This window comes from Arthrobacter sp. 10N43 (assembly GCF_056394525.1).
Genome location: NZ_JBFTIA010000001.1, coordinates 537,723 through 557,338 on the forward strand (window position 1 = coordinate 537,723; position 19,616 = coordinate 557,338).

The 19,616-nt window shown below is 66.0% G+C and carries 20 protein-coding genes, 1 tRNA gene and 1 other RNA gene; 9 read left to right on the forward strand and 13 right to left on the reverse strand.

Annotated elements, in window-relative coordinates; all coding sequences use genetic code 11:
- Positions 1-79: 79 nt before the first annotated feature.
- Complete coding sequence (locus AC1DDO_RS02405; RefSeq protein WP_441408731.1) at positions 80-1,096, reverse strand: magnesium and cobalt transport protein CorA; 1,017 nt, start codon at positions 1,094-1,096, stop codon at positions 80-82.
- Positions 1,097-1,333: 237 nt separating this feature from the next.
- Here AC1DDO_RS02405 and AC1DDO_RS02410 point away from each other — a divergent pair, with 237 nt between their 5' ends.
- Both AC1DDO_RS02410 and AC1DDO_RS02415 read left to right on the forward strand, forming a co-directional pair.
- Positions 1,334-1,795 (forward strand): LapA family protein, encoded by a 462-nt coding sequence (locus AC1DDO_RS02410; protein WP_476971342.1) that lies wholly within the window; start codon positions 1,334-1,336, stop codon positions 1,793-1,795.
- A 23-nt stretch (positions 1,796-1,818) separates the two neighbouring features.
- Positions 1,819-2,466: a GNAT family N-acetyltransferase gene (locus tag AC1DDO_RS02415; protein WP_476971343.1), complete on the forward strand. Its 648-nt coding sequence runs from the start codon at positions 1,819-1,821 to the stop codon at positions 2,464-2,466.
- A gap of 8 nt (positions 2,467-2,474) precedes the next feature.
- Here AC1DDO_RS02415 and map read toward each other — a convergent pair whose 3' ends face one another.
- On the reverse strand, positions 2,475-3,242 hold the full coding sequence (gene map / locus AC1DDO_RS02420; RefSeq protein ID WP_476971344.1) for a type I methionyl aminopeptidase: 768 nt from the start codon (positions 3,240-3,242) through the stop codon (positions 2,475-2,477).
- Positions 3,243-3,319: 77 nt separating this feature from the next.
- Between map and AC1DDO_RS02425 the strand changes: the two genes are divergently transcribed.
- The gene (locus AC1DDO_RS02425; protein ID WP_476971345.1) at positions 3,320-4,015 is read left to right on the forward strand and encodes a DNA alkylation repair protein; all 696 of its coding nucleotides are present in this window, start codon (positions 3,320-3,322) and stop codon (positions 4,013-4,015) included.
- 12 nt (positions 4,016-4,027) lie between these two features.
- Here the strand turns inward: AC1DDO_RS02425 and mptB are convergent, their stop codons facing one another.
- Entirely contained in the window at positions 4,028-5,668 is a 1,641-nt protein-coding gene (mptB, locus tag AC1DDO_RS02430) for a polyprenol phosphomannose-dependent alpha 1,6 mannosyltransferase MptB (protein WP_476971346.1), read from the reverse strand.
- 169 nt (positions 5,669-5,837) lie between these two features.
- On the opposite strand from mptB, the gene orn reads away from it, so the two are divergent.
- The 4 genes from orn to def all read left to right on the forward strand — a co-directional run bounded on the left by orn (position 5,838) and on the right by def (position 8,600).
- The gene (gene orn / locus AC1DDO_RS02435) at positions 5,838-6,482 is read left to right on the forward strand and encodes an oligoribonuclease (RefSeq protein ID WP_476971347.1); all 645 of its coding nucleotides are present in this window, start codon (positions 5,838-5,840) and stop codon (positions 6,480-6,482) included.
- Positions 6,483-6,613: 131 nt separating this feature from the next.
- Positions 6,614-6,686, forward strand: a tRNA-His gene (locus AC1DDO_RS02440).
- A 148-nt stretch (positions 6,687-6,834) separates the two neighbouring features.
- Entirely contained in the window at positions 6,835-7,989 is a 1,155-nt protein-coding gene (locus tag AC1DDO_RS02445; protein ID WP_476971348.1) for an acyl-CoA dehydrogenase family protein, read from the forward strand.
- A gap of 38 nt (positions 7,990-8,027) precedes the next feature.
- The gene (gene def / locus AC1DDO_RS02450; protein ID WP_476868325.1) at positions 8,028-8,600 is read left to right on the forward strand and encodes a peptide deformylase; all 573 of its coding nucleotides are present in this window, start codon (positions 8,028-8,030) and stop codon (positions 8,598-8,600) included.
- Between the two features lie 111 nt (positions 8,601-8,711).
- Here def and AC1DDO_RS02455 read toward each other — a convergent pair whose 3' ends face one another.
- The 9 genes from AC1DDO_RS02455 to AC1DDO_RS02495 form a co-directional block, all read right to left on the reverse strand.
- Positions 8,712-9,422 carry an alpha/beta fold hydrolase gene (locus AC1DDO_RS02455; RefSeq protein ID WP_476971349.1) on the reverse strand — a complete coding sequence of 237 codons (711 nt, stop codon included), beginning with the start codon at positions 9,420-9,422 and terminating at the stop codon, positions 8,712-8,714.
- A 9-nt stretch (positions 9,423-9,431) separates the two neighbouring features.
- A complete protein-coding gene (locus AC1DDO_RS02460) occupies positions 9,432-9,884 on the reverse strand; it encodes a DUF1579 family protein (RefSeq protein ID WP_476971350.1) in 453 nt (150 codons plus the stop codon).
- A gap of 93 nt (positions 9,885-9,977) precedes the next feature.
- Positions 9,978-10,850, reverse strand: coding sequence for a polyphosphate kinase 2 (gene ppk2 / locus AC1DDO_RS02465; protein WP_476971351.1), 873 nt, complete (start codon positions 10,848-10,850; stop codon positions 9,978-9,980).
- Positions 10,851-11,019: 169 nt separating this feature from the next.
- Positions 11,020-11,817: an HNH endonuclease family protein gene (locus AC1DDO_RS02470; RefSeq protein ID WP_476971352.1), complete on the reverse strand. Its 798-nt coding sequence runs from the start codon at positions 11,815-11,817 to the stop codon at positions 11,020-11,022.
- Between the two features lie 111 nt (positions 11,818-11,928).
- Entirely contained in the window at positions 11,929-12,138 is a 210-nt protein-coding gene (locus AC1DDO_RS02475) for a hypothetical protein (protein ID WP_476868320.1), read from the reverse strand.
- A gap of 91 nt (positions 12,139-12,229) precedes the next feature.
- Positions 12,230-13,720, reverse strand: coding sequence for a glyceraldehyde-3-phosphate dehydrogenase (locus AC1DDO_RS02480; RefSeq protein WP_476868319.1), 1,491 nt, complete (start codon positions 13,718-13,720; stop codon positions 12,230-12,232).
- A gap of 230 nt (positions 13,721-13,950) precedes the next feature.
- Complete coding sequence (locus AC1DDO_RS02485; protein WP_476971353.1) at positions 13,951-15,642, reverse strand: GMC family oxidoreductase; 1,692 nt, start codon at positions 15,640-15,642, stop codon at positions 13,951-13,953.
- A gap of 222 nt (positions 15,643-15,864) precedes the next feature.
- Complete coding sequence (locus tag AC1DDO_RS02490) at positions 15,865-16,986, reverse strand: tyrosine-type recombinase/integrase (RefSeq protein ID WP_476971354.1); 1,122 nt, start codon at positions 16,984-16,986, stop codon at positions 15,865-15,867.
- Positions 16,986-17,222 (reverse strand): DUF3263 domain-containing protein, encoded by a 237-nt coding sequence (locus tag AC1DDO_RS02495; RefSeq protein ID WP_476971355.1) that lies wholly within the window; start codon positions 17,220-17,222, stop codon positions 16,986-16,988. The genes AC1DDO_RS02490 and AC1DDO_RS02495 overlap by 1 nt, the downstream gene beginning before the upstream one ends.
- Positions 17,223-17,290: 68 nt before the next feature.
- Between AC1DDO_RS02495 and AC1DDO_RS02500 the strand changes: the two genes are divergently transcribed.
- Entirely contained in the window at positions 17,291-17,539 is a 249-nt protein-coding gene (locus AC1DDO_RS02500) for a hypothetical protein (RefSeq protein ID WP_476971356.1), read from the forward strand.
- A gap of 167 nt (positions 17,540-17,706) precedes the next feature.
- A complete protein-coding gene (locus AC1DDO_RS02505) occupies positions 17,707-18,819 on the forward strand; it encodes a sialate O-acetylesterase (RefSeq protein WP_476971357.1) in 1,113 nt (370 codons plus the stop codon).
- Positions 18,820-19,154: 335 nt separating this feature from the next.
- On the opposite strand, the gene rnpB is transcribed toward AC1DDO_RS02505, so the two are convergent.
- Positions 19,155-19,549: RNase P RNA component class A (gene rnpB / locus AC1DDO_RS02510), an RNA gene on the reverse strand.
- Positions 19,550-19,616 lie beyond the last annotated feature (67 nt).

Below are 19,616 nucleotides of genomic sequence, written 5' to 3' on the forward strand. Positions count from 1 at the left end.
CCGAACGCTGGAACCGTTCACACCTCCTGCTGTCCTGCCCTGACGGCGGCCGCGAGCCGCTTCCATTCCAACCAGAACGTCAGATCCACTTGTTGTGTTTGAACGTCAGGTACAGGATCCCGCCCATGCCGATCATGAGCGCCAGTGCCATCGGGTAACCGAAAATCCAGTTGAGTTCGGGCATGTCGTGGAAGTTCATGCCGTAGATCGACGCGATCAGTGTCGGTGCGAACAGGATGGCCGCCCACGACGAGATCCGTTTGACCTGCTCGTTCTGGGCGAAGCTGGACTCCGTCAGGAGGCGCATTTCGTCGTTCTGCCGCTGGGCCACGAGGGCCGCGTTGACGGCCAGCGCGTTTTGCAGGAGTGCCCGGAAGGCAGCCACCCGCTCCCCCAGCCTGATGGCGTGGTCCAGTACGTCGCGGAAATGGTCCTGCAGTTCGGGGTCCGGCACCCCGTCCGGTCCGCTGCCCATGAGGGTCTGCAGGATTCCGGCCAGGGGGGCCGTCGCCCGCTGGAACGTAATGACCTGGCGGGAGAGCTCATAGATCCGTCGCGATACCCCGGGATCGGCGGCGAACAAGTCATCTTCGATCTCATCGATGTCGTTTTCCAGCCCCGCGGCAACCGGCTCGTACTCGTCCACCACCTGGTCCAGAATCGCGTACAGCACCGCGTCCGGTCCCAGCGCCAGGAATTCCGGCTCGGACTCCATGCGCCGGCGTACGCGGGCGAGGTCGGGCGACTCGGCCCGGCGGACAGTCACCACGAAATCCGGGCCGGCGAACACGTGGATCTCGCCGAACTCGACCTTCTCCACGTCGTCCAGGTATCGGGCGGGCCGCAGCACCAGGAACAACGTCTCGCCGTAGTGTTCCAGCTTTGCGCGTTGGTGGCCGGCGAGCGCGTCCTCGACGGCAAGGTGGCTCAGGTCGAATTCCTCTGCCACCGAACGCAACTCATCGGGGTCCGGTCGGTAGAGCCCGATCCAAGCCATGCCCTGGCGCTGCCGCAGGAGGAAATACGTCTCCTCGAGGTCTTCCGGGTCCGCGGTCCGGCGACCGTCCACGTAAACGGCGTTGTCAATAATGGTCACGGCCGCGCCTCCTCTTCAAGGCTTTCCCTTGGCTGTGACGTTATACCGTGCCCGGGCCGGTGCCAACAGCGCTCCCCGGGGCTGCGCACGCAATGTCACCGGTATGCGCGGTTGGCCCGGACCCCGCCCAGCTGCCCGGACACCCCGGCAGCCATCAGCAGGCTTAGTATTGAGTTGACAGGCAGGCCGTCAGGGAAAGCCTGTGCGCCCTGTCCGCAATCGAAAGGCACGGCCGCCATGACCGAGACACCTCGCAGATTCGACCCCGACACTCCCGACGATGCCCCAACCGCACAGTACACGGGGACCGCTGACGCCGCGTCCGGGCCAGGGACCTCCGAAGTTGGCACCTCCCGTGCAGAGGTTCCCGCAGCACCGGCCCCGGAAACTCGCCAGCCACCCGCAGCCCCGGCCCCGGAGACGCGCCAGGCCACCCGAGCGGGAATGGTCTGGGCAGCGGTTGCCAGCGCGCTGGTGGTGCTGATCGTGCTCATCGCCTTCATCCTGCAGAACCAGGAATATGTGCAGGTGAAGTTCTTTGGCCTCGAAGGCTCCGTCCCGCTCGGCATTGCCTTGTTCATCGCGGCAGTCGGCGGCGGCGTGCTTGTCGCGATCGCCGGAGCCGCCCGCATCATTCAGCTGAGGCTCGCCGCACATCGTGTCCGGCGACAGGCCAGCCCGGGGACGCGCACGCGCTAAACGGCAGGCGCTACCCTCTTTCCATGAGCACAGCAGAATCCGGGGGCCAGGCAGCCATCACCACCGCGGCCGCGGACTGGCCCGACGTCGAACGCCTCTTTGGCGTCCGCGGCGAACCGTCACGCTGCTGGTGCCAGTTCTTCGCGGTGACCGGCAGCGAGTGGTCCGCGACCACCCCGGACCAGCGTAAGGCCCAGTTGCGGGACAAGTTCGACGGCGGCCGGCCGGCTCCCGGCGTGCTGGCCTTCCGCGAAGGGGCGCCCGTGGGGTGGTGTGCCGTGGAGCCGCGTGAGTGCTATCCGAGGATCCTGCGCTCGAAGGTGCTGGCCGCCGCAAAAACGGCGCCGGACGCCGCGGCGTCTGAAACCCCGGCAGCTGACCATCCGTGGTCGGTCAGTTGTTTCGTCGTGGCCCCCGGCCATCGCCGAACCGGCGTGGCCGGCGCCCTTCTGGCAGCCGCCGTCGAACACGCCTTCGCCCACGGCGCCACGGTGGTGGAGGGCTACCCGGTGGACCCCGCGCAGCGGCCCAAGGCGGGCCCGGCTGACCTTTATCACGGGACGTTGGAGCTCTTCGTGGCCGCCGGCTTCACGGTGGTCAGCGACGCGGTGCCGGGACGCGCCGTCGTCCGCCTCACGGCACCGCCCTCGGTCGCTGAAGCCGAGTCCTAAGCCACGACCTAGGGCAGTGTCAGGATCACGGGCCCGTCAGCCGTGATGGCCACGGTGTGCTCGCTGTGCGCGGCGCGGCGGCCGTTCGCCGAGCGGAGGGTCCACTCGTCCTCGTCATGGTAGTAGTCGTCCTTGCGCCCCAGAATCAGCATCGGCTCGATGGCGATGACCAGGCCCTCGGTGAGTTTGATGCCCCGGCCGGGACGCCCGTCGTTGGGCACGGGCGGCTCGGCGTGCATGGTCCGGCCGATCCCGTGGCCGCCGTGATCGGCGAGCAGCCCATAGCCTGCCCGGCGCGCCGCTCCACCGATCGCGTAGGCGAGGTCTCCCATCTTGTTCCCGATCCTTGCTGCCTCGATCCCCCGCGCCAGGGCAGCGTCCGTGGCGTCGATGAGGGCCTGGTCCACCGGGTCGACCGTCCCCACGATGAAGCTGATGGCCGCATCGCCGCACCAGCCCGCCAGGAACGCGCCGCAGTCCACGCTCAGGAGGTCCCCGTCCTGCAGCCGGTACCCGTTAGGGATGCCGTGCACGACGGCGTCGTTGACGGACGTGCAAATGACCCCGGGAAACGGGACGGACGCCCAGCGCGGCCGGTAGTTCAGGAACGCCGGCGTGGCACCGGCGTCGGCGATTGACGCCGCGGCGACCTCGTCGAGCTCCTTGAGCGAGACGCCGACGACGGCGGCCTCCCGGACCCGCGCGAGCGTATTGGCCACCACCCGGCCCGCCTCCCGCATCAGTGCAATCTCTTCGGGACTCTTGATCATGGACATGGTTTTCCTTCCGACGCGGAGCCGCGGCTTGCTGGCATCAACTCTAGAGCCCGCCGCAGGATGTCTACAGTGGCCTCATGGCCACCACTGAAGTCACCACGGAACTGATTGACGCGATCCGCCGCCAACTGCAGGCTGCGGCTGACCCAAGCCGCGCCGCGGGGGCGCAGGCCTACATGAAATCGCAGATGCCGTCCCTGGGCGTGCGGGTGCCCGAGGTCCGCAGGATCGTCAAAACCGTGGCCGCGGCGCACCCTCCGGGCGGCCTGGCGGAACTGCAGTCAACCGTGCTCGCGCTGTGGCGGAACGCCGTCTGCCGTGAGGAGCGCTACGCCGCGATCGACCTCACCGGGCTCAAGCTCGCCGCCGGGGAGCTCAGCATGCTCGCCGTCTACGAGGAAATCATCCGCACCGGGGCCTGGTGGGACCTTGTGGACGGGGTGGCGCACCGGCTGGGCGCGCTCTTGCTGGCCCACCGGGCAGAGCTGACGCCGGTACTGGGGCGCTGGAGCAGGGACCAGGACTTCTGGGTCCGGCGGGCCGCCATCACCGCTCAATTGGGGGCCAAATCAGCCACTGACACGGCCCTCCTGGCCGCCGTGATCGAGGCCAACCTCAAGGATCCTGAGTTCTTCATCAGGAAGGCGATTGGGTGGGCCCTGCGCCAGTACGCCAGGACGGATCCGGACTGGGTGCGGGCGTTCGTGCAGCAGCACTGGGTGGACCTCAGCCCGTTGTCGCGCACGGAAGCGCTCAGGAACCTGCCCGCCTAGCCAGAATCAGCGCTAGATGATGGGCCGCGTCGTGACCGGCTCGTCCGACTTGCTGAAGAGCTGCTTGGTCTTCGGGTCCAGGAAGATCAGGTACAGGGCAAACAGCAGGGCGATGATGGCCGCGGCGTTGCGGGCCAGAGCCAGCGCCAGGCCAAGGTCCGCGGTCTGCAGGTACGGGAAGACATCGAGCTGGTCCGAGATCGCGTACACCATGAAGAAGGACACGATGAAGTACAGCGCCTTGACCTGCCAGTCGTCGCGGATGCCCGTGACGGCAAAGAGCGGGATGAGCCAGACGATGTACCAGGACTGGATCATCGGGGACAGCAGCACGACGGCGGCGAACGCCAGGGTGAGGCGGCGCATCAGGCGGTCGTAGTCACCGCGGAAGATCTGCCAGGCGACGATCCCGACGGCGAGCAGCTTGCCGGCGTCGAAAGCCCATTTGGCCAGCCCCCAGCCGTCGAGGCCGAACGCGTTGGAGATGGAGGCTACCATCAGGCCCACCAGGCCGACGGGCGCGTACCAGATCCAGATGCTGCCCGGGGCGGACAGCCCGTTGATCCAGCCAAAGCCGAAGCCATTGACCCGGCTCATGGCGTACAACAGGGCCAGGCTGAGCCCTGCCGTAAGCGCCCAGAAGAGGACCTTGCGCGGCCAGCTGGCGCCCTTGCCCGCCCAGAGCAGGCCGATGAAGGGCAGGAAGACCACCGTGATCGGCTTGACCGAGATGGACAGCGTGACCAGCACGATGCCGAGGATGACCCGACGCGTGGCGCAGTAATAGAGACCGGCCAGGGCAAGGCCGATCATGAGGGAGTCGTTGTGGACGCTGGCGATGAAGTTGGTGAGGAACAGCGGATTCGCTGCCGTCAGCCACAGGGCCCGGTTGGGGTTCACGCCGTGCAGTTCGGCCAGTTTTGGCACGTAGATCACGCACAGGACCACGCCCACCAGCGCGGCCATCCGGAACAGCATGATGCTGCCCTCGGGGTGGACGTTGGTGGCCCAGACGACGAACTGTTCGATCCACAGGAACAGCTGCCCGTAGGGGACCGGGGCTTCGGTCCACATCCGGTCGGCGCCGAGCTGGAAGTAGTTGGACAGCGCCGAGATGCCGTTTTCGTAGGGGTTGAAGCCCTCCACCATGAGCCGGCCCTGGCCGATGTACGCGTAGACGTCACGGCTGAACAGCGGCACTGAGAACATCAGGGGCAGGCCCCAGGCCACCGTCGCCTGGAGCGTGGCCTTCCGGGCGCCATCTCCCCAGACCCGGACGCGCTGGCCGAGCCGCAGCCAGGCGCGGACCAGCAGCATGCCGCCAAAGGCCAGCAGGACAATGGACAGGGCGACACCAAACGCCTCGGTGCGCATCCAGATGAACAGCGGAACGCGGCGGAGCTCTGACGCGGGGGCGAGCCAGCCGACCCCGATCGAGCCGATCGTCATGAACAGCGATCCCAGGAACCCGGCAAGGATCGGGGACCGCGGGTTGTCGACGTCGCCAGCAGAATCGTCCCGTGCCGGGCGCGGCACAAGCGAGCCCAGCCCACGCCGGGCGAACCCAGGCTGGCCGGATTCCGAGGGGCGGGACGGGGACGTGAGGGACGTACCGACTGCCGTTTCCCCCGCCGCTGGCACAGGCGCCGTCATGTCAGGATCGTCCAATCTGTTGTGGGCCATGTTTCCGCCCACAGCCAGCCGCATTGTCCGGCCCGGGGCGCCGCGTTCACGAAATGAGTTGACGAATTAATTCGACGGCCGCGTATCCGAAATCCTAGCACCGGACGGCTCTGCGGCGTCGGAACGGTAGGCTGGGCGGGTGCCTATTACTAACGAACGCATCGTCTGGATCGACTGCGAAATGACCGGCCTGGACACCAAGAATGACGCCCTCATCGAGGTGGCCGCCCTGGTGACCGATTCGGAGCTCAACATTCTCGGTGACGGCGTCGACGTCGTCATCAAGCCCGACGACGCCGCGCTGGCCCAGATGAACGACTTTGTCCGCGACATGCACACCCGGTCCGGCCTCCTGGCGGAGTTGCCGCACGGCAAGACCATGGCTGAGGCACAGGCCGCCGTTCTCGAGTACATCAAAAAGTGGGTGCCGGACCCGAAGAAAGCTCCGCTCGGCGGCAACTCCGTGGGCACCGACCGCGTGTTCCTCGTACGCGACATGCCCGACGTTGTGGAGCACCTGCATTACCGGGTCATCGACGTAAGCACCATCAAGGAGCTCTCCCGCCGGTGGTTTGCCCGGGCCTACTTCCAGTCCCCCGCCAAAATGGGCGGGCACCGTGCCCTCGGCGACATCAAGGACTCGATCGACGAACTCCGGTACTACCGCGAGGCCGTCTTCGTCCCCGCACCGGGCCCGGACAGCGCCACGGCGCAGCGGATCGCCAAGCGCGTCATGGGCGGCGACGAAGCCGATCCTTCGAAAAACGAGCCTGCCGGAAAGTAATCTGCACCACTTTTTGACGAAATTTTGGTGAAAACCGCAAAAGTGGCAAAAGCACCCCCGAACAACAGGTAAGCTATTTGTCGTTGCCTTTCCAGCCAGCCGGTTCGCCGGAGGGCCTGATACGGCACATGGTGGGCGTAGCTCAGTTGGCAGAGCGCCTGGTTGTGGTCCAGGAGGTCGCGGGTTCAACCCCCGTCGCTCACCCTCATGAAGGACGGCAGTGATTGTCCGACCTTTTCCAAAGGCCGCACCGGATATCCGGTGCGGCCTTTGTTGTCTGTACGGTGTTTTCTGGTTTTTTGTTTTTTTGTCCGTGCAGTCGTCCCGGGATCTGTCGTTGGAAGGAAACGCAGTGAAGCGCAAGCTCTTTGAAGAAGACCACGAGATGTTCCGTGAGATGGCCGCCGAGTTCAACGTCCGCGCGGTTGCCCCTCACTACGCCAAGTGGGACGAGGACCACATGATGTCCCGGGACCTGTGGTCCACGGCCGGCGAACAGGGCCTGCTGGGCCTCGCCGTGCCGGAAGATTTCGGCGGCATGGGGATGTCCGATTACCGCTTCCGCGCAGTGCTCGACGAAGAATTCGCCAAGAGCAACCACCTCGCCGTGGGCCTGGCGTTCCACCTGCACGACGACATGGTCCTCCCCCACCTGCTGGCTTACGGCTCCGATGACCTGAAGTCCCGCTGGCTGCCGGGCATGGTCTCCGGCGAGAAGGTCACCTCGATCGCCTGGACCGAACCGGGTGCCGGCTCGGACCTGCGCGGCATCCGCACCAAAGCCGTGCGCGACGGCGACGACTGGCTGATCAGCGGCCAGAAAACGTTCATCGGCAACGGCATCTCCGGCGACGCGTCGCTGGTCCTGGCCCGCACCGACGGCGGCACCGGACGCGGGAACCACGACTCGTTCTCGCTGTTCATGGTCGAGAAGGGCGAGGGCTACAACACCGGCAAGCAGCTGGACAAGATGGGCCTGAAAGCCTCCGACACCGCCGAACTGTTCTTCGACAATGTCCGCGTCCCGCATGCCGATCTCGTGGGCGAGGAAGGCAAGGGCCTGCAGTACGCCGCCGAGCAGCTCCCCCAGGGCCGCCTGGCGATCGCCGTGGCGAGCTCCGCCGTCGTGCGCGCCATGTACGAGGAGACCGTCCGCTACACGAAGGACCGCAACGCGTTCGGCGAGCGGATCATCGATTTCCAGAACAGCCGCTTCCAGCTGGCCGACATCCTCACCGAGGTCGAGGTCACCGAAGCGTACGTGGACCAGGCCATCCTGGCCTTCAACGCCGGGGAGCTCGACGCCGCCGGCGCTGCCCGCGCCAAGCTGTGGGCTTCCGAGCGCGCCAAGTCCGTCACGGACCGCTGCCTGCAGCTGCACGGCGGCTACGGCTACATCCTCGAGTACCCGGTGGCACAGGCCTTCCTGGCCGCCCGGCTGCTGACGATTTTCGGCGGCACCAACGAAATCATGCGCGACGTCGTCGGCCGCACCATCGCCGGCTGAGCTGCCGCGACTCCAACAGCCTGAGGAAATTTCCTGACATGACCGTCCTGCCCATCACGATCTGGGGCGAGCCCGTATTGCACCGCCGGGCCGCGGAAGTCGAAGTATTCGACGACGAGCTCCGCACCCTGATCGCCGACATGTTCGAGACCAATGACGCCGCCAACGGCGTCGGGCTCGCCGCACCCCAGGTGGGGGTCGGCAAGCGGCTCTTCGTGTACAAGTACGAAAACGACGACGGCGCCCCGCCCACCGGCGTGGTCGTCAACCCCGTCCTGACCCTGTCCAAGGTCTCCGGCGCTTTGCCGGACCCCGACGAGGAAGAGGAGGGCTGCCTGTCCTTCCCGGGCGGCCAGTACCCGCTCAAGCGGGCCGAATGGGCGAGGGTCCAGGGCTTCGACGGCGACGGAAATCCGGTGGAATTCGAGGCGACCGGCTGGTTCGCCCGGGTCATCCAGCACGAGTACGACCACCTCGACGGCAAGCTCTACGTCAACCGGCTGATCGACCGCTATTCGCGCAAGGCCATGAAGCAGGCCAAGCGCAGCGGCTGGGGTGTTCCCGGCCTGACCTGGATGCCGGGCGTGGATCCGGACCCGTTCGGCCACTGACTTCGTGGCCTGAAAATTTCCTAATTCAGAATATTTCCCAGCCCAGAAATTTCACCGGTTCAAAAATTTCCCGGCTCAGAAATTTCACTAGCGCAGCAGTGACGCGGCCGGCTAGCTCCCCGCAGTGCGGTCGACGGCGGCCAGGATGGCGGCGGCGAGCTCGGCCGGCTTGGTGAACTGCGGCCAGTGGCCGGTGGGCAGGTCCACGTAGTCGACGTCGCGGACCCGCGCGAGCTCCGCCACGAACGGGTGGCCCCCGGCGATCATTTCCGTGAGCATCGAGGACGGGAATTCGCAGGCGATGACGGTGGCCGGGACCTCGAACCGGCGTTCATCCTTGAGCTGCTGCCGGTCCTGGGCCACGCCTCGGGGCTGCGGGATGGCGCGGGCGCGGAACATCGCGCGCAGCTCGTCGGTCAGGTCGGTGAGGTCCGCGTCCTCGAAGAGCTCCCACGGCGGCAGCGGCACGTCATCGCCGTCGGCCGGGAGTTCATCGTTGATGACCCCGCCCTCGCCCAGCGGGCCGCTGTCCACGTAGATTGCGCGGGCCACCCGGTCCGGGCGGGCATCGACGGCGCCGTGGATGATGGCGCCGCCGCCGGAGTGGCCCACCAGGACCACCGGCGCGTCGAAGGAGTCGATCTTCGCCACGACGGCGTCGATGTGCGTGCGCAGGCCGATGCCTGCGCGGGGCGCATCGACCGACTCCAGGCCGGGCAGGGTCAGCGAGTAGACCTTGTGCCCGGCCGCGGTGAGCGGCGGGGTGACGTCCTCCCACGATGAGGCGTCCAACCAGAATCCGGGTACGAGGATAATGTCCATGCCGGTACCCTACCGGTCGAGTGCCAGGTCCACCACTTGATAGGGGTCTTCACCTGGGACGATGTTGTGCATGGTGATGCGTGCGGTCTCGCCCGGGTGGATGTGGATCTGCCAGCCCCAATCCGGGCCGCTGGGCGCCGCGTAGGAGCCGTTGAGCCGGAGGAATCCGTCCCCGTCCACGGTCCCGGAGAACTGCATCAGTGCCTTGCCGGTGTGCCAGGAGTCCACCCACACGGCGGTGGCCGGGTCCTCGTCGGACGCACCACCGGCCAGGAGCAGCAGACCCTCCTGGGGGCTCGCGCCGTCTGACCAGGTGTAGGCGACGCTCACGAAGTGCGCCGCGGTCACCTCGACGGTGGCCGTGGCCGCCGAATCCTTGTAGTCGTCCGTGGGCATGATCCGGAGGCGGTTTTTTCCCTGCCAGCTGCCCAGCAGCGGCGTCACGTATTTCACAATGTCCATGCTGCAGTCTACAAAGCAGGCTCAATTGCGCCTCCCTTCTCCGCGGGCGAGCCCGCAAGCCGGCAGGCCTCCCCGGCGGGGTCCACGTGCCTCTCAGCCGTCGGCCGGTTTTCCCAGGCTCGCCGCGAAGTCCGGGACGTAGTGGAACAGTTCCCGCGGCGGGCGTGTGTAGTTGACGGCCTTAGGCCGCTCCGGCAAAGTCACCGGCTCTGTCCGCACTTCGGTGTATTCGATGCTGGAGAGCAGGTGGGCGATAACGTTGATCCTTGCCCGGCGCTTGTCTTCTGCTTCCACCACGTACCACGGTGATTCCGCGGTGTCCGTCTGCACGAACATGTCGTCCTTGGCCCGCGAGTAGTCTTCCCACCGCAAGATTGCCTCGCGGTCCATCGGCGAGAGCTTCCATTGCCGCAAGGGATCGTCCAGACGGGACTTGAACCTCCGCTCCTGTTCCGCATGGCTGATCGAGAACCAGTACTTGAAGAGCAGGATGCCGTCGTCGATGAGGAGCCGTTCAAAAACCGGGCACTGTGCCATGAAGCGCTTGTGTTCCGCCGGGGTGCAAAAGCCCATAACGTGTTCGACGCCGGCACGGTTGTACCAGGAGCGGTCCATCAGGACGATTTCCCCTGCGGCGGGGAGATGCGCCACATAGCGCTGGAAATACCATTCACCGCGTTCGCGTTCCGTCGGCGCCGGCAATGCGACTATCCGGGCAAACCGCGGATTCAGGTATTCGGTGACCCGCTTGATCGCACTCCCCTTGCCGGCGGCGTCCCGACCCTCAAAAATGATGAGGACCCTCGCCCCGCTGCTCCTGACCCACTCCTGGAGGGCAACCAGTTCTCCTTGGAGCCGGAGAAGTTCGGCCTCGTAGATTCCGGTATCCAGCCGGGCCCGCCGCCGTGCGGAGCCCTTCTTGTGACCGGCGTGCCCCTTGCCGGACTCGTCCGTGCGATGTGCCATGGTTCCGTTCCTGTATTCCGGCGGGCGCCTTGTCCCGCCGCGCCCATTTTGGCCCGTTAGCAGAACGGCTACAAGGGTCCTCCAGCGCGGAAGCCGTGACGGGCGGAACTCCCATGCCCGGGGCATGAAGACTGGCGCTGGGCACGCCAGGACAGGACACACATTGCCGTCAACCCGGAACGATGCTCTGTTGCCCGGGGCACGACGCGAGGATCCGTTTCATCGCCTCCTTCTCTGCGGCTGTGACCCACAGCTGGTAGGCCGCCTTGACCGAAATCTGGCGGGCAACGTAGTGGCAGCGGAAAGCCTTGTTGGGCGGCAGCCAGGTGGCGGCGTCGGAGGCGCTCTTGTCCTGGTTTGCGAGGCCGTCGACGGCGATCAGGTTGAGGGGGTCGTTGGCCAGGTGCTCCCGCTGCTGCGCGGTGAGCTGCTGGGCGCCCTTTTGCCACGCGTCGCCCAGCGCCACGACGTGGTCGATCTGCACTTCCGCGCTGGTGTCGGGGCCGCGCCGGAACACGATCATGCGGCCGGTGTACGGTTCCTGGAACGTGCCGCCGGCCACCTGGCACCGGGAACCGCTGACGAATTCCGCGGCCGCCAGGTCCCGCCGGAGGATGTCGTTGCGCGTATCGCAGCCGTTGCGGTCCACGTCGAGCCAGGCCTGGCCGAAGGCGCTCCGGTCGTAATTGTCCTTTGCCGACCGTCCCTTGACCGCAAGAGTGTCGAGCACGCCGGCGGCGCTGCCCGCCGGTACGGGCCGGACAGCCTCCACCGGCTTCATCCACTCGCGGGCAAGCACCGGGGCCTCGCTGGGACCCGGGGTCCGTGGCTCGGCGGCGGCAAACTGACCGGCAGTGAAGAACCAGAACAGGCCGCCGAGCAGGGCCAGTGCGGCCACGGCGAGGAGAAGCCACGCCTGGCGCGATCTGCGCCGGGCGCGGCGGAATTCCGTCCAGGTGACGGTCATGAGGGCGGCCGCAGGCGGCGTTCTGGCTTCACGACCCGAGCCTACGCGGGTGCTCTGACATCCGGGAGGCTGTCCACAGTGTTGGGGAGCGGTGGCGGAAAACGCCGTCGGCTATTGCTCCCGTGTGACCCGTTTCAGGTCCTGGTTGGCCAGGTCCAGCAGTGACTGGAGCTGGTTCACCCGGTCGTCGTTGACTTCACCGGCCTCGCGTTTGACCATGGCGTCGTCCAGCAGCCGCTTGGCTTCCTTCGCGTTGCTCCGCGCGACGTCCAGCGCGTGTTCCAGGGTGGTCTCGTGTTCAACAGCCGGGTTCTGTTCCATGGCACCATTGTGGTTCCCTTTCCCGACCGATTCCAGTGAACCGGCCGGGAAAAGGGGAATAAGTCCCGGTCAGGGACTTTTAGTCCGGTGGCTAGAGGCCGACGGGCAGACCGGCGGCCTCGAGGATGGAGGCCGCGTCCTTGGCGGGGAAGGACGGCGGATTGACCCCGGCCATTTCCTCCATGACGCGGACCACCTGGCAGCTGTAGCCGAACTCGTTGTCGTACCAGACGTACAGCACGAGGTTTTTCTCGTTGGAGATCGTGGCCAGGCCGTCCACGATGCCTGCCCGGCGCGAACCGACGAAGTCCGTGGAGACAACCTCGGGCGAATCGATGTAGTCGATCTGCTTGCGCAGCTCGGAGTGCAGCGACATTTCCCGCAAGTAGTCGTTGACCTCGTCCTTGGTGGTGCCGTTCTCCAGGTTAAGGTTCAGGATGGCCAGCGACACGTCCGGGGTGGGGACGCGGATGGAGCTGCCCGTGAGCTTGCCGAGCAGTTCCGGGAGGGCCTTGGCGACGGCTTTGGCGGCACCGGTCTCGGTGATCACCATGTTCAGCGCGGCGGAGCGGCCACGGCGGTCACCCTTGTGGAAGTTGTCGATCAGGTTCTGGTCGTTGGTGAAAGAGTGGACCGTCTCCACGTGCCCGTGCACCACGCCGTAGCGGTCGTTGATGGCCTTGAGCACGGGAGTGATGGCGTTGGTGGTACAGGAGGCCGCCGAGACGATCGTGTCCGAGTCGGCGATGGTGCCGTGGTTGATGCCGTGCACGATGTTCTTCAGCTCGCCCTTGCCCGGGGCGGTCAGGAGAACCCGGGACACACCCTTGCTCTTCAGGTGCTGGGACAGGCCTTCGGCGTCGCGCCAGCGGCCCGTGTTGTCCACGACCAGGGCGTCGTGGATGCCGTAAGCGGTGTAGTCGATCGTGGCGGGGTTGTCCGAGTAGATGACCTGGATCTGGACGCCGTTGGCGGTGATGGTGTCGTTTTCGAGGTCCACCTTGATGGTGCCTTCGAAAGAGCCGTGGACGGAGTCGCGGCGCAGCAGGCTGGCGCGCTTGGCGAGGTCGTTGTCGGAACCGCGGCGGACCACGATGGCGCGCAGGCGCAGGCCGTGGCCGCCGCCCGCCTTTTCAATCAGGAGCCGGGCCAGGAGCCGGCCGATGCGGCCGAAGCCGTAGAGTACGACGTCGGTGCTGGTGCGGTCGTCGCCGCCGCGCTTGCCGACAATCTCGGCAAGTTCCCCGCGGAGGAACTCATCCAGGCTGGCGCCGTCGCCCTCTGCTCGGTACTTTTCGGTGAGGCGGGCAATATCGATCGCCGCGGCGCCAAGGTCCAGCTTGGTCAGGGCCTCCAACAGCGGGGCCGTCTCCTCGAGGCGCAGTTCTTCCTTGCTCATCCGGCGGGCGAAGCGGTGGGCCTTGAGGATATTCATGGTGGACTTGTTGATCAGGCTGCGTCCGTGGATGGAGGTCACCACGTTGTTCTCGCGGTACAGCCGGCCGATCACGGGGATCATGGCCTCGGCGAGCGCCTCGCGGCCCATCCACGTATCAAGACAAGAATCTGACGTCTGGCTCACAGAACTACCTTCCTAGAATCCACCCCCTACGTCCTCGTAGGGGGAAGTCGGCCGCCGGAGGGTGTCCGGTACCGGGCACCGGCAGGGATTCGGTCCACCCCGGGCGCCTCATCGAGCGCAAAGAAAAACCGCCGGCTGCGAACGCAGACCCGGCGGCAGAACTTCTACGTTCACCATCAATTCTAAGGGCGGCCCGGCATGCTCCGGTGCCCTGTAGCGCGTGAAATGACTCACACACCGTCCGGGGCCTTAGAGGAGCCGGCAAAACCACTCACTCCTGGCGCCAGCCGGGCTGCGTCCTCCAGGATCATGTCGACGGCCTTTTCCGCGATCATGATGGTCGGCGCCTGCGTGTTGGCGCTGATCAGGCGGGGCATGATCGAGGAGTCAACCACCCGCAATCCCTCCAGCCCGTGGACCTTCAGCCGGGGCGAGACGACCGAATCATCGGTGGTCCCCATGGCGCAGGTGCCGACCGGGTGGTACGAAGTCCTTCCGTGGGAGCGCACGAACTTCACGTACTCGTCGCGGGTCTTCACCCGTGAGCCGTCACCGATGTGCTCCTTTTTGATGAAGGCTGCGATCGATGTCTGTTCCATGATCTGGCGGCTCTGTTGCACGCCGGCGATCGTCATCTCCAGGTCATAGTCGTCCGCTAGGAAATTCGGATCGATGAGCGGCGACTGTGTGGGGTCTGAGGATGCGACCCTGACCGTCCCGCGGCTGCGGGGTCGCAGGAAATAGGAGTTCAACGTCATGCCGAACCCGGGCTGCAGCGACGCTATGCCCGGCTCTGAACGCGCGGCGGGCAGGAAGTGGAACTGCAGGTCAGGGGTTTTCTCATCCTTGTTGGCGTAACTGAAACCGCCGGCCTCGACAAGGTTGGACGCGAACGGTCCCGAGCGGAAGGCCAGGTACTCGAGGCCGGCCAGGACCGTCGCCGGGCGCACGCGGTTGAAGCGGTCCAGGCTGTGGTCGTCGGTGAGTTCGTAGATGATGTCCAGGTCCAGGTGATCCTGGAGGTTCTTCCCGACGCCTGGGAGGGCATGGAGGACGTCGATCCCGGCGGCGGCGAGGTCCGCCGGGTCGCCGACCCCCGAAAGCTGCAGCAACTTCGGCGATCCAAAGGCGCCGCTGGCGACAATGACCTCCCGCCGCGCGGCGTAGGTTCTCACCACCCCGTCTTCGACTGCCTGCACGCCGACGGCACGGCCGTTCCTGATGACCACTTTGGAAACGGTTACGTTGACGCGGACCGTGAGATTGCGGCGCTTGCGCGCGGGTTTGAGGTAGGCCACGGCCGCGCTGCACCGGCGGCCGTTCTTCGTGGTGGTCTGGTAGAAACCGACGCCGTGCTGTTCGGCGCCGTTGAAATCGTTGTTGTACGGCAGCCCGAACTCCTGTCCGGCCTGCACGAACGCCGCCGAGAGCGTGTGCGGACGCCGGGGATCCGAGACGCCAAGCGGCCCCTGGGTTCCGTGGTGGGGTCCTGCGAGTCTGGAGTTGCACTCCGAACGGACAAAATACCTGGACACCTCAGCGGCGGACCAGCCCTCGCAGCCGTAGTCCGCGACCCACCCGTCGTAGTCCTCGTCCACGCCCCGCGTGAAGACCTGGGAGTTGATGGAGCCGCCGCCGCCGAGTCCCCGGCCCTGGGGAAGCGCGATGCTGCGGCCGTTGCTGTGCTTTTGCGGAACGCTGTTGTAGGCCCACTGATACGGGCCCCCCTTGAGTCTGGGGAAGCCCGCGGGCATGTGAATGAACGGATGGCGGTCGGATTTTCCTGCTTCGAGCAGCAACACGCGTATGGAAGGGTCTTCGCTAAGTCTGCCGGCCAAGACGCTGCCGCCTGTGCCACCGCCGGCGATGACATAGTCGTATGCTGCGTCGTCCGGCACTATGACTCCTCGACCATCGCTCATGCACCGTTACCTGAAGCGTTCATTGAAGTGTCGGGGCTCGCGGGGATGATGTCAACCACGCCTCAAGGTTTTCCCAAGCTTGCAACCCTGCAGTCACGCGACCCCCGGCCGGCAGCCTGTGACGGCCGAATCCTGCCGGGCAGGACTTCCCGGCGGTTTGGATGGATGGGTTGACCGATACGCCGGGTTCTGGCCGATTCGTTGCGGGTACTGGGATGCGGGCTAGGTCAGGGGCAAATCAGGGGCATCGAGCTTCACGAGACCATCCGTTAGGGCCGCCGCCTTGGTGTCGTCGTCCGGCCACAAGTGGGCATAGGTCTTGAGGGTTTCAGTGGCGTCGTTGTGCCCCAGCCGGTGGGCCACAGCCACCGGGGACATGCCCCCGGCGATGAGCTGCGAGGCGTGGTAGTGCCGGAGCTCGTGCCACCCCGTACCGGAGCCCGGGACGATGTCTCGGATGTGACGCCACGCCTCCCCCGCCGTGTGCCTGGTGATGGCCCGGCCGGCCGAGTGGAAGATGATTCCGCCGACGCCCTGCGGCCCTTCCCGGAGGTTCTTGAGGATCTGCATGGAGTGATCGCCGATGTGGATGCGCCGGCGGCTGGCCTTTGTTTTGGGCGGCCCCCATGAGGGATCGCTCGAGTTGTTCCCGATCAGTTGCCGGTCGATGCTGATCATGGAGTTGTCGAAGTCGACCCGGTCCCAGGTCAGGCCGCGGAGCTCGGAGGAACGCAGCCCGGTCGCGGCGCAGAACACTACCATCGGACGGTACGGCCGCCAGATCTCAGCGGCGAGCCGCTGCACCACCTCGGTGCGGAGCGGCACGACCGCCTCAGGCTCGATCTTCGGGAGCCGTATAGATAGGCACGGAGTCTTCTGTACCTTCCCATCGAGCACGGCAGCCTTGAACATCGCCGCCAAGTACCCATAGGTGACTTTGACGGTCGATGGTGCCAGCGACTCTGCCCAGTCCCCCACCGCGGCCTGCACGTCTTCGCGGCGCACCGAGTCGAGGGCCATCTTTCCGAGGCTGGGGACGATGTAGAGCTTCATCTTCGCCTCGACCTGCGCCCTGGATGAAGCCCGGTGGTGCAGCTGGTCCTTCTTCCACTGCTCCGCATAATCCGAGAGGAGGACTTTCGTCCGCGTCCGCACATAGGTGCCCTGGTTCATGGCCGACACCTGCTCGGCGAGGAACGCCTTGGCCGCTTCCTTTGTGGCGAAGCTCTGCCGCTGCTTCGATTCCCCCGTCGGCGTCCACTCCGCCCGCCACCGCAAACCCTTCCCATATAGCGGGGTGCGGGTCTTGTCCTTCCGGATACACCTGTCTTCGACGCGGGCCACTACAGCATCCTTCCCGCGAGGGCAGGCCGCCGGCGCTGGATCCTCTGCTCTTTGAGCCGGGCAACGGTGTGCGGGTCCCAGGCATGAGCTTCGGGCATATCCAGGATCCGGTCTACTTCCTGCCAGAACCGGACGCCGGAGAGGTCGAACTCCTCCCGGGCCCGGCGTTCCCGGGCGGCCGGGTATTTGAACGGCGCCACGGCGAGGCGCAGGATTCCCTGGTCGTGCTCAGTCACGGTGGCTCGACCCGGGGCACCCGCCGGAGGAGACGCGCTGTTGGGACTACGGCAAGCTCCCGAAGGTCATGGTGTCCGTGCCGCTGGCGGGCGGCCTCACGGTGGACGTCTACGCCGTCGCCGAACGCTGGAACCCCTCCTACGTCCTCGTCGCCTGGGGAGACGATGAGGACCACAAGCACTGGGCCTGGGTCCCCGCCGGGAACGTCCGCCGCGTCACCGGCTCCGAGTGGGACATCGAGGAGTACCGCCGCTGCCCGGAGAAACTGCGTTCGATCAGGTGGGGCAAACGGCTCCCCGGGTTCCTGCTGACCTAGCTCGTTCGGCCGCCGTCTCTATGCGCGGCCTTGCCGCAGCTCAAGGAAAGTCCAAGGTGCGTAGGCAACCATAGCCTTCCTGGCTGGCTCGGGAAGCCTCGCTGTCTCCGAACGGGGCACTGTTGCCGGTGCCGGCTGTCCCTGCTTTAGGGTGGGAGGTGGGATCCGTGAAGAGACTTACGGCATGGGCTCAAGGGCTACTGGTCGGCCTGACAGTTTCTGTCCTGATGCTCGCGGGCGTTACGCCCGCGAAGGCAGCGGAGAAGATCACCGTCCTGCATGTGTTCGTAGCTGCGGGGCAGTCGAATATGTCTGGCCGCGGCCTCCCCAGCGGCACCACAAATGATCCGCGAGACCCAAGGATATTCCAGTACGGCGCGAAGCTACGCACGCTCCGCGAGGCCACCATCCCTTTGGACATGCTCGACACCGCCAAAGGAATCTCCCCGGCCACGACGTTTGCCCGCGAGTACGTGAAATACCAGCCCGCCAACGTCGGAGTTCTCATTATCCCCGCGGCGCGAGGCGCCACCGCATTTACCAACAGCGTGGCAACCCCGACTTGGAATGTAGGCACAGCCTCCGCCCCGGAATTCGATCTCCCCTGGCTGGCAGTCACACAAGCCCGCGAAGGGATCGCGGCGGCCGTGGCGGCGGGCTACACCGTGAAGCTCAAAGGCATCCTCTGGCACCAGGGCGAAGGCAACTGGTGGATGTCCACCTCCGCATACAGCGCGAAGCTTGACGAGCTCATAGGGTACTTCCGATCCCAACTGGCTGCCCCTCGACTGCCCTTTGTGGTGGGGGGTCTGGCACCGGAGGGAATCGCGGCCCAACCCGGTTTAGCCAACGTGGACAAGTCCCACAAGGCAACACCCTCACGAGTCGCCTACACCGCGTTCGCACCGTCCACGGCCGGGGGCGTGAACGACGGCGACGCGTTCCACTTCTCCCGGACCGGCGTCGAGTACCTGGGGAGAACGTACCTCACCGCCTATTGGCGGGCCGCCAAAATCACCTACGGTCCGGTACCGGCCATCACCGGTACCGCGAAGATCGGGGCCACCCTCACCGCCGTGCCCGGCACTTGGGCCCTGGCTCCGGTTACCGTGAGCTACCAGTGGTACCACTCCGGGACTGCGATCTTTGGCGCCACCGCTGCCACCTATACGGTCCTCTCCGGCGATCTAGGACGGACCATCACCGTGAAGGTCACCGGCTCCAGAGCCGGTTACACTAGCAGCTCCAGGACCTCCGTCGGCACCAAGGTGGCTAAGTAGCGCGTAACCATGCTGGAGTCTCTGAGAGTCCACCGCAACCGCTGGCCTAGCCGCTCGGCCCAGCTATCGGGGTATGGTTCGTGCTCCAGGGAATCCAGGGATTCGGCTTCTTCTTCGTCCAGCCGTGCTTCCAGAAACTCGATGATGTCCGCCATGGGCTCATACTGCCACTAGCTGAGCGCGTCCGCAGCAGCCGGACCCGAGGGGCAAACGAGGGGCAAACGCCCCGGCCAGACCCCATCAAATCGAATCAAATCGGATCGAGAATGAGGGGCTGGAAACGCCGTCATATAGCCGAATTTTCCCTAGATCACGGGGGCAAAGGCCTAAGTAAGTGGATGGGTTGACCGATACGCCGGGTTCTGTGTTCCCGCGCTGTTGCCGGCGCGGGAGTAGCGGCCATCCATCTACGGACGCCGTTGCCGACGCCCTCCAGCAGCCTACCCGGACACTCGGGCGAGCAGCCCTCAAACGTGCCCTGTCTGGCCTTGCTCCGGGTGGGGTTTACCTAGCCTTCCCGGTCACCCGGGAAGCTGGTGGTCTCTTACACCACCGTTTCACCCTTACCTGCCCTGCGGCCTGTGCAAAACACACGCCGCACGCAGGCGGTCTGTTCTCTGTGGCACTGGCCTGCGGGTTACCCCGAGTGGGCGTTACCCACCACCCTGCTCTGCGGAGCCCGGACGTTCCTCGAGCCACTTGCGTGACGCGCGGCCGCCTGGTCAACCCATCCGCTGTCCATTCTAAGGTCAGCGGGGGGGCCTCCGGTGACACGTCCGGACCGGGCCGGACCCCCC

What these genes read in the sequence shown, in the direction of transcription:
- mptB (WP_476971346.1), bottom strand. Translation starts at nt 5,668, where the DNA reads ATGACGGCGCCTGTGCCAGCGGCGGGGGAAACGGCAGTCGGTACGTCC.
- AC1DDO_RS02460 (WP_476971350.1), bottom strand. Translation starts at nt 9,884, where the DNA reads ATGGACATTGTGAAATACGTGACGCCGCTGCTGGGCAGCTGGCAGGGA.
- AC1DDO_RS02415 (WP_476971343.1), top strand. Translation starts at nt 1,819, where the DNA reads ATGAGCACAGCAGAATCCGGGGGCCAGGCAGCCATCACCACCGCGGCC.
- def (WP_476868325.1), top strand. Translation starts at nt 8,028, where the DNA reads ATGACCGTCCTGCCCATCACGATCTGGGGCGAGCCCGTATTGCACCGC.
- AC1DDO_RS02470 (WP_476971352.1), bottom strand. Translation starts at nt 11,817, where the DNA reads ATGACCGTCACCTGGACGGAATTCCGCCGCGCCCGGCGCAGATCGCGC.
- AC1DDO_RS02475 (WP_476868320.1), bottom strand. Translation starts at nt 12,138, where the DNA reads ATGGAACAGAACCCGGCTGTTGAACACGAGACCACCCTGGAACACGCG.
- ppk2 (WP_476971351.1), bottom strand. Translation starts at nt 10,850, where the DNA reads ATGGCACATCGCACGGACGAGTCCGGCAAGGGGCACGCCGGTCACAAG.
- AC1DDO_RS02425 (WP_476971345.1), top strand. Translation starts at nt 3,320, where the DNA reads ATGGCCACCACTGAAGTCACCACGGAACTGATTGACGCGATCCGCCGC.
- map (WP_476971344.1), bottom strand. Translation starts at nt 3,242, where the DNA reads ATGTCCATGATCAAGAGTCCCGAAGAGATTGCACTGATGCGGGAGGCG.
- AC1DDO_RS02500 (WP_476971356.1), top strand. Translation starts at nt 17,291, where the DNA reads ATGGTGTCCGTGCCGCTGGCGGGCGGCCTCACGGTGGACGTCTACGCC.
- AC1DDO_RS02455 (WP_476971349.1), bottom strand. Translation starts at nt 9,422, where the DNA reads ATGGACATTATCCTCGTACCCGGATTCTGGTTGGACGCCTCATCGTGG.
- AC1DDO_RS02410 (WP_476971342.1), top strand. Translation starts at nt 1,334, where the DNA reads ATGACCGAGACACCTCGCAGATTCGACCCCGACACTCCCGACGATGCC.
- AC1DDO_RS02485 (WP_476971353.1), bottom strand. Translation starts at nt 15,642, where the DNA reads ATGAGCGATGGTCGAGGAGTCATAGTGCCGGACGACGCAGCATACGAC.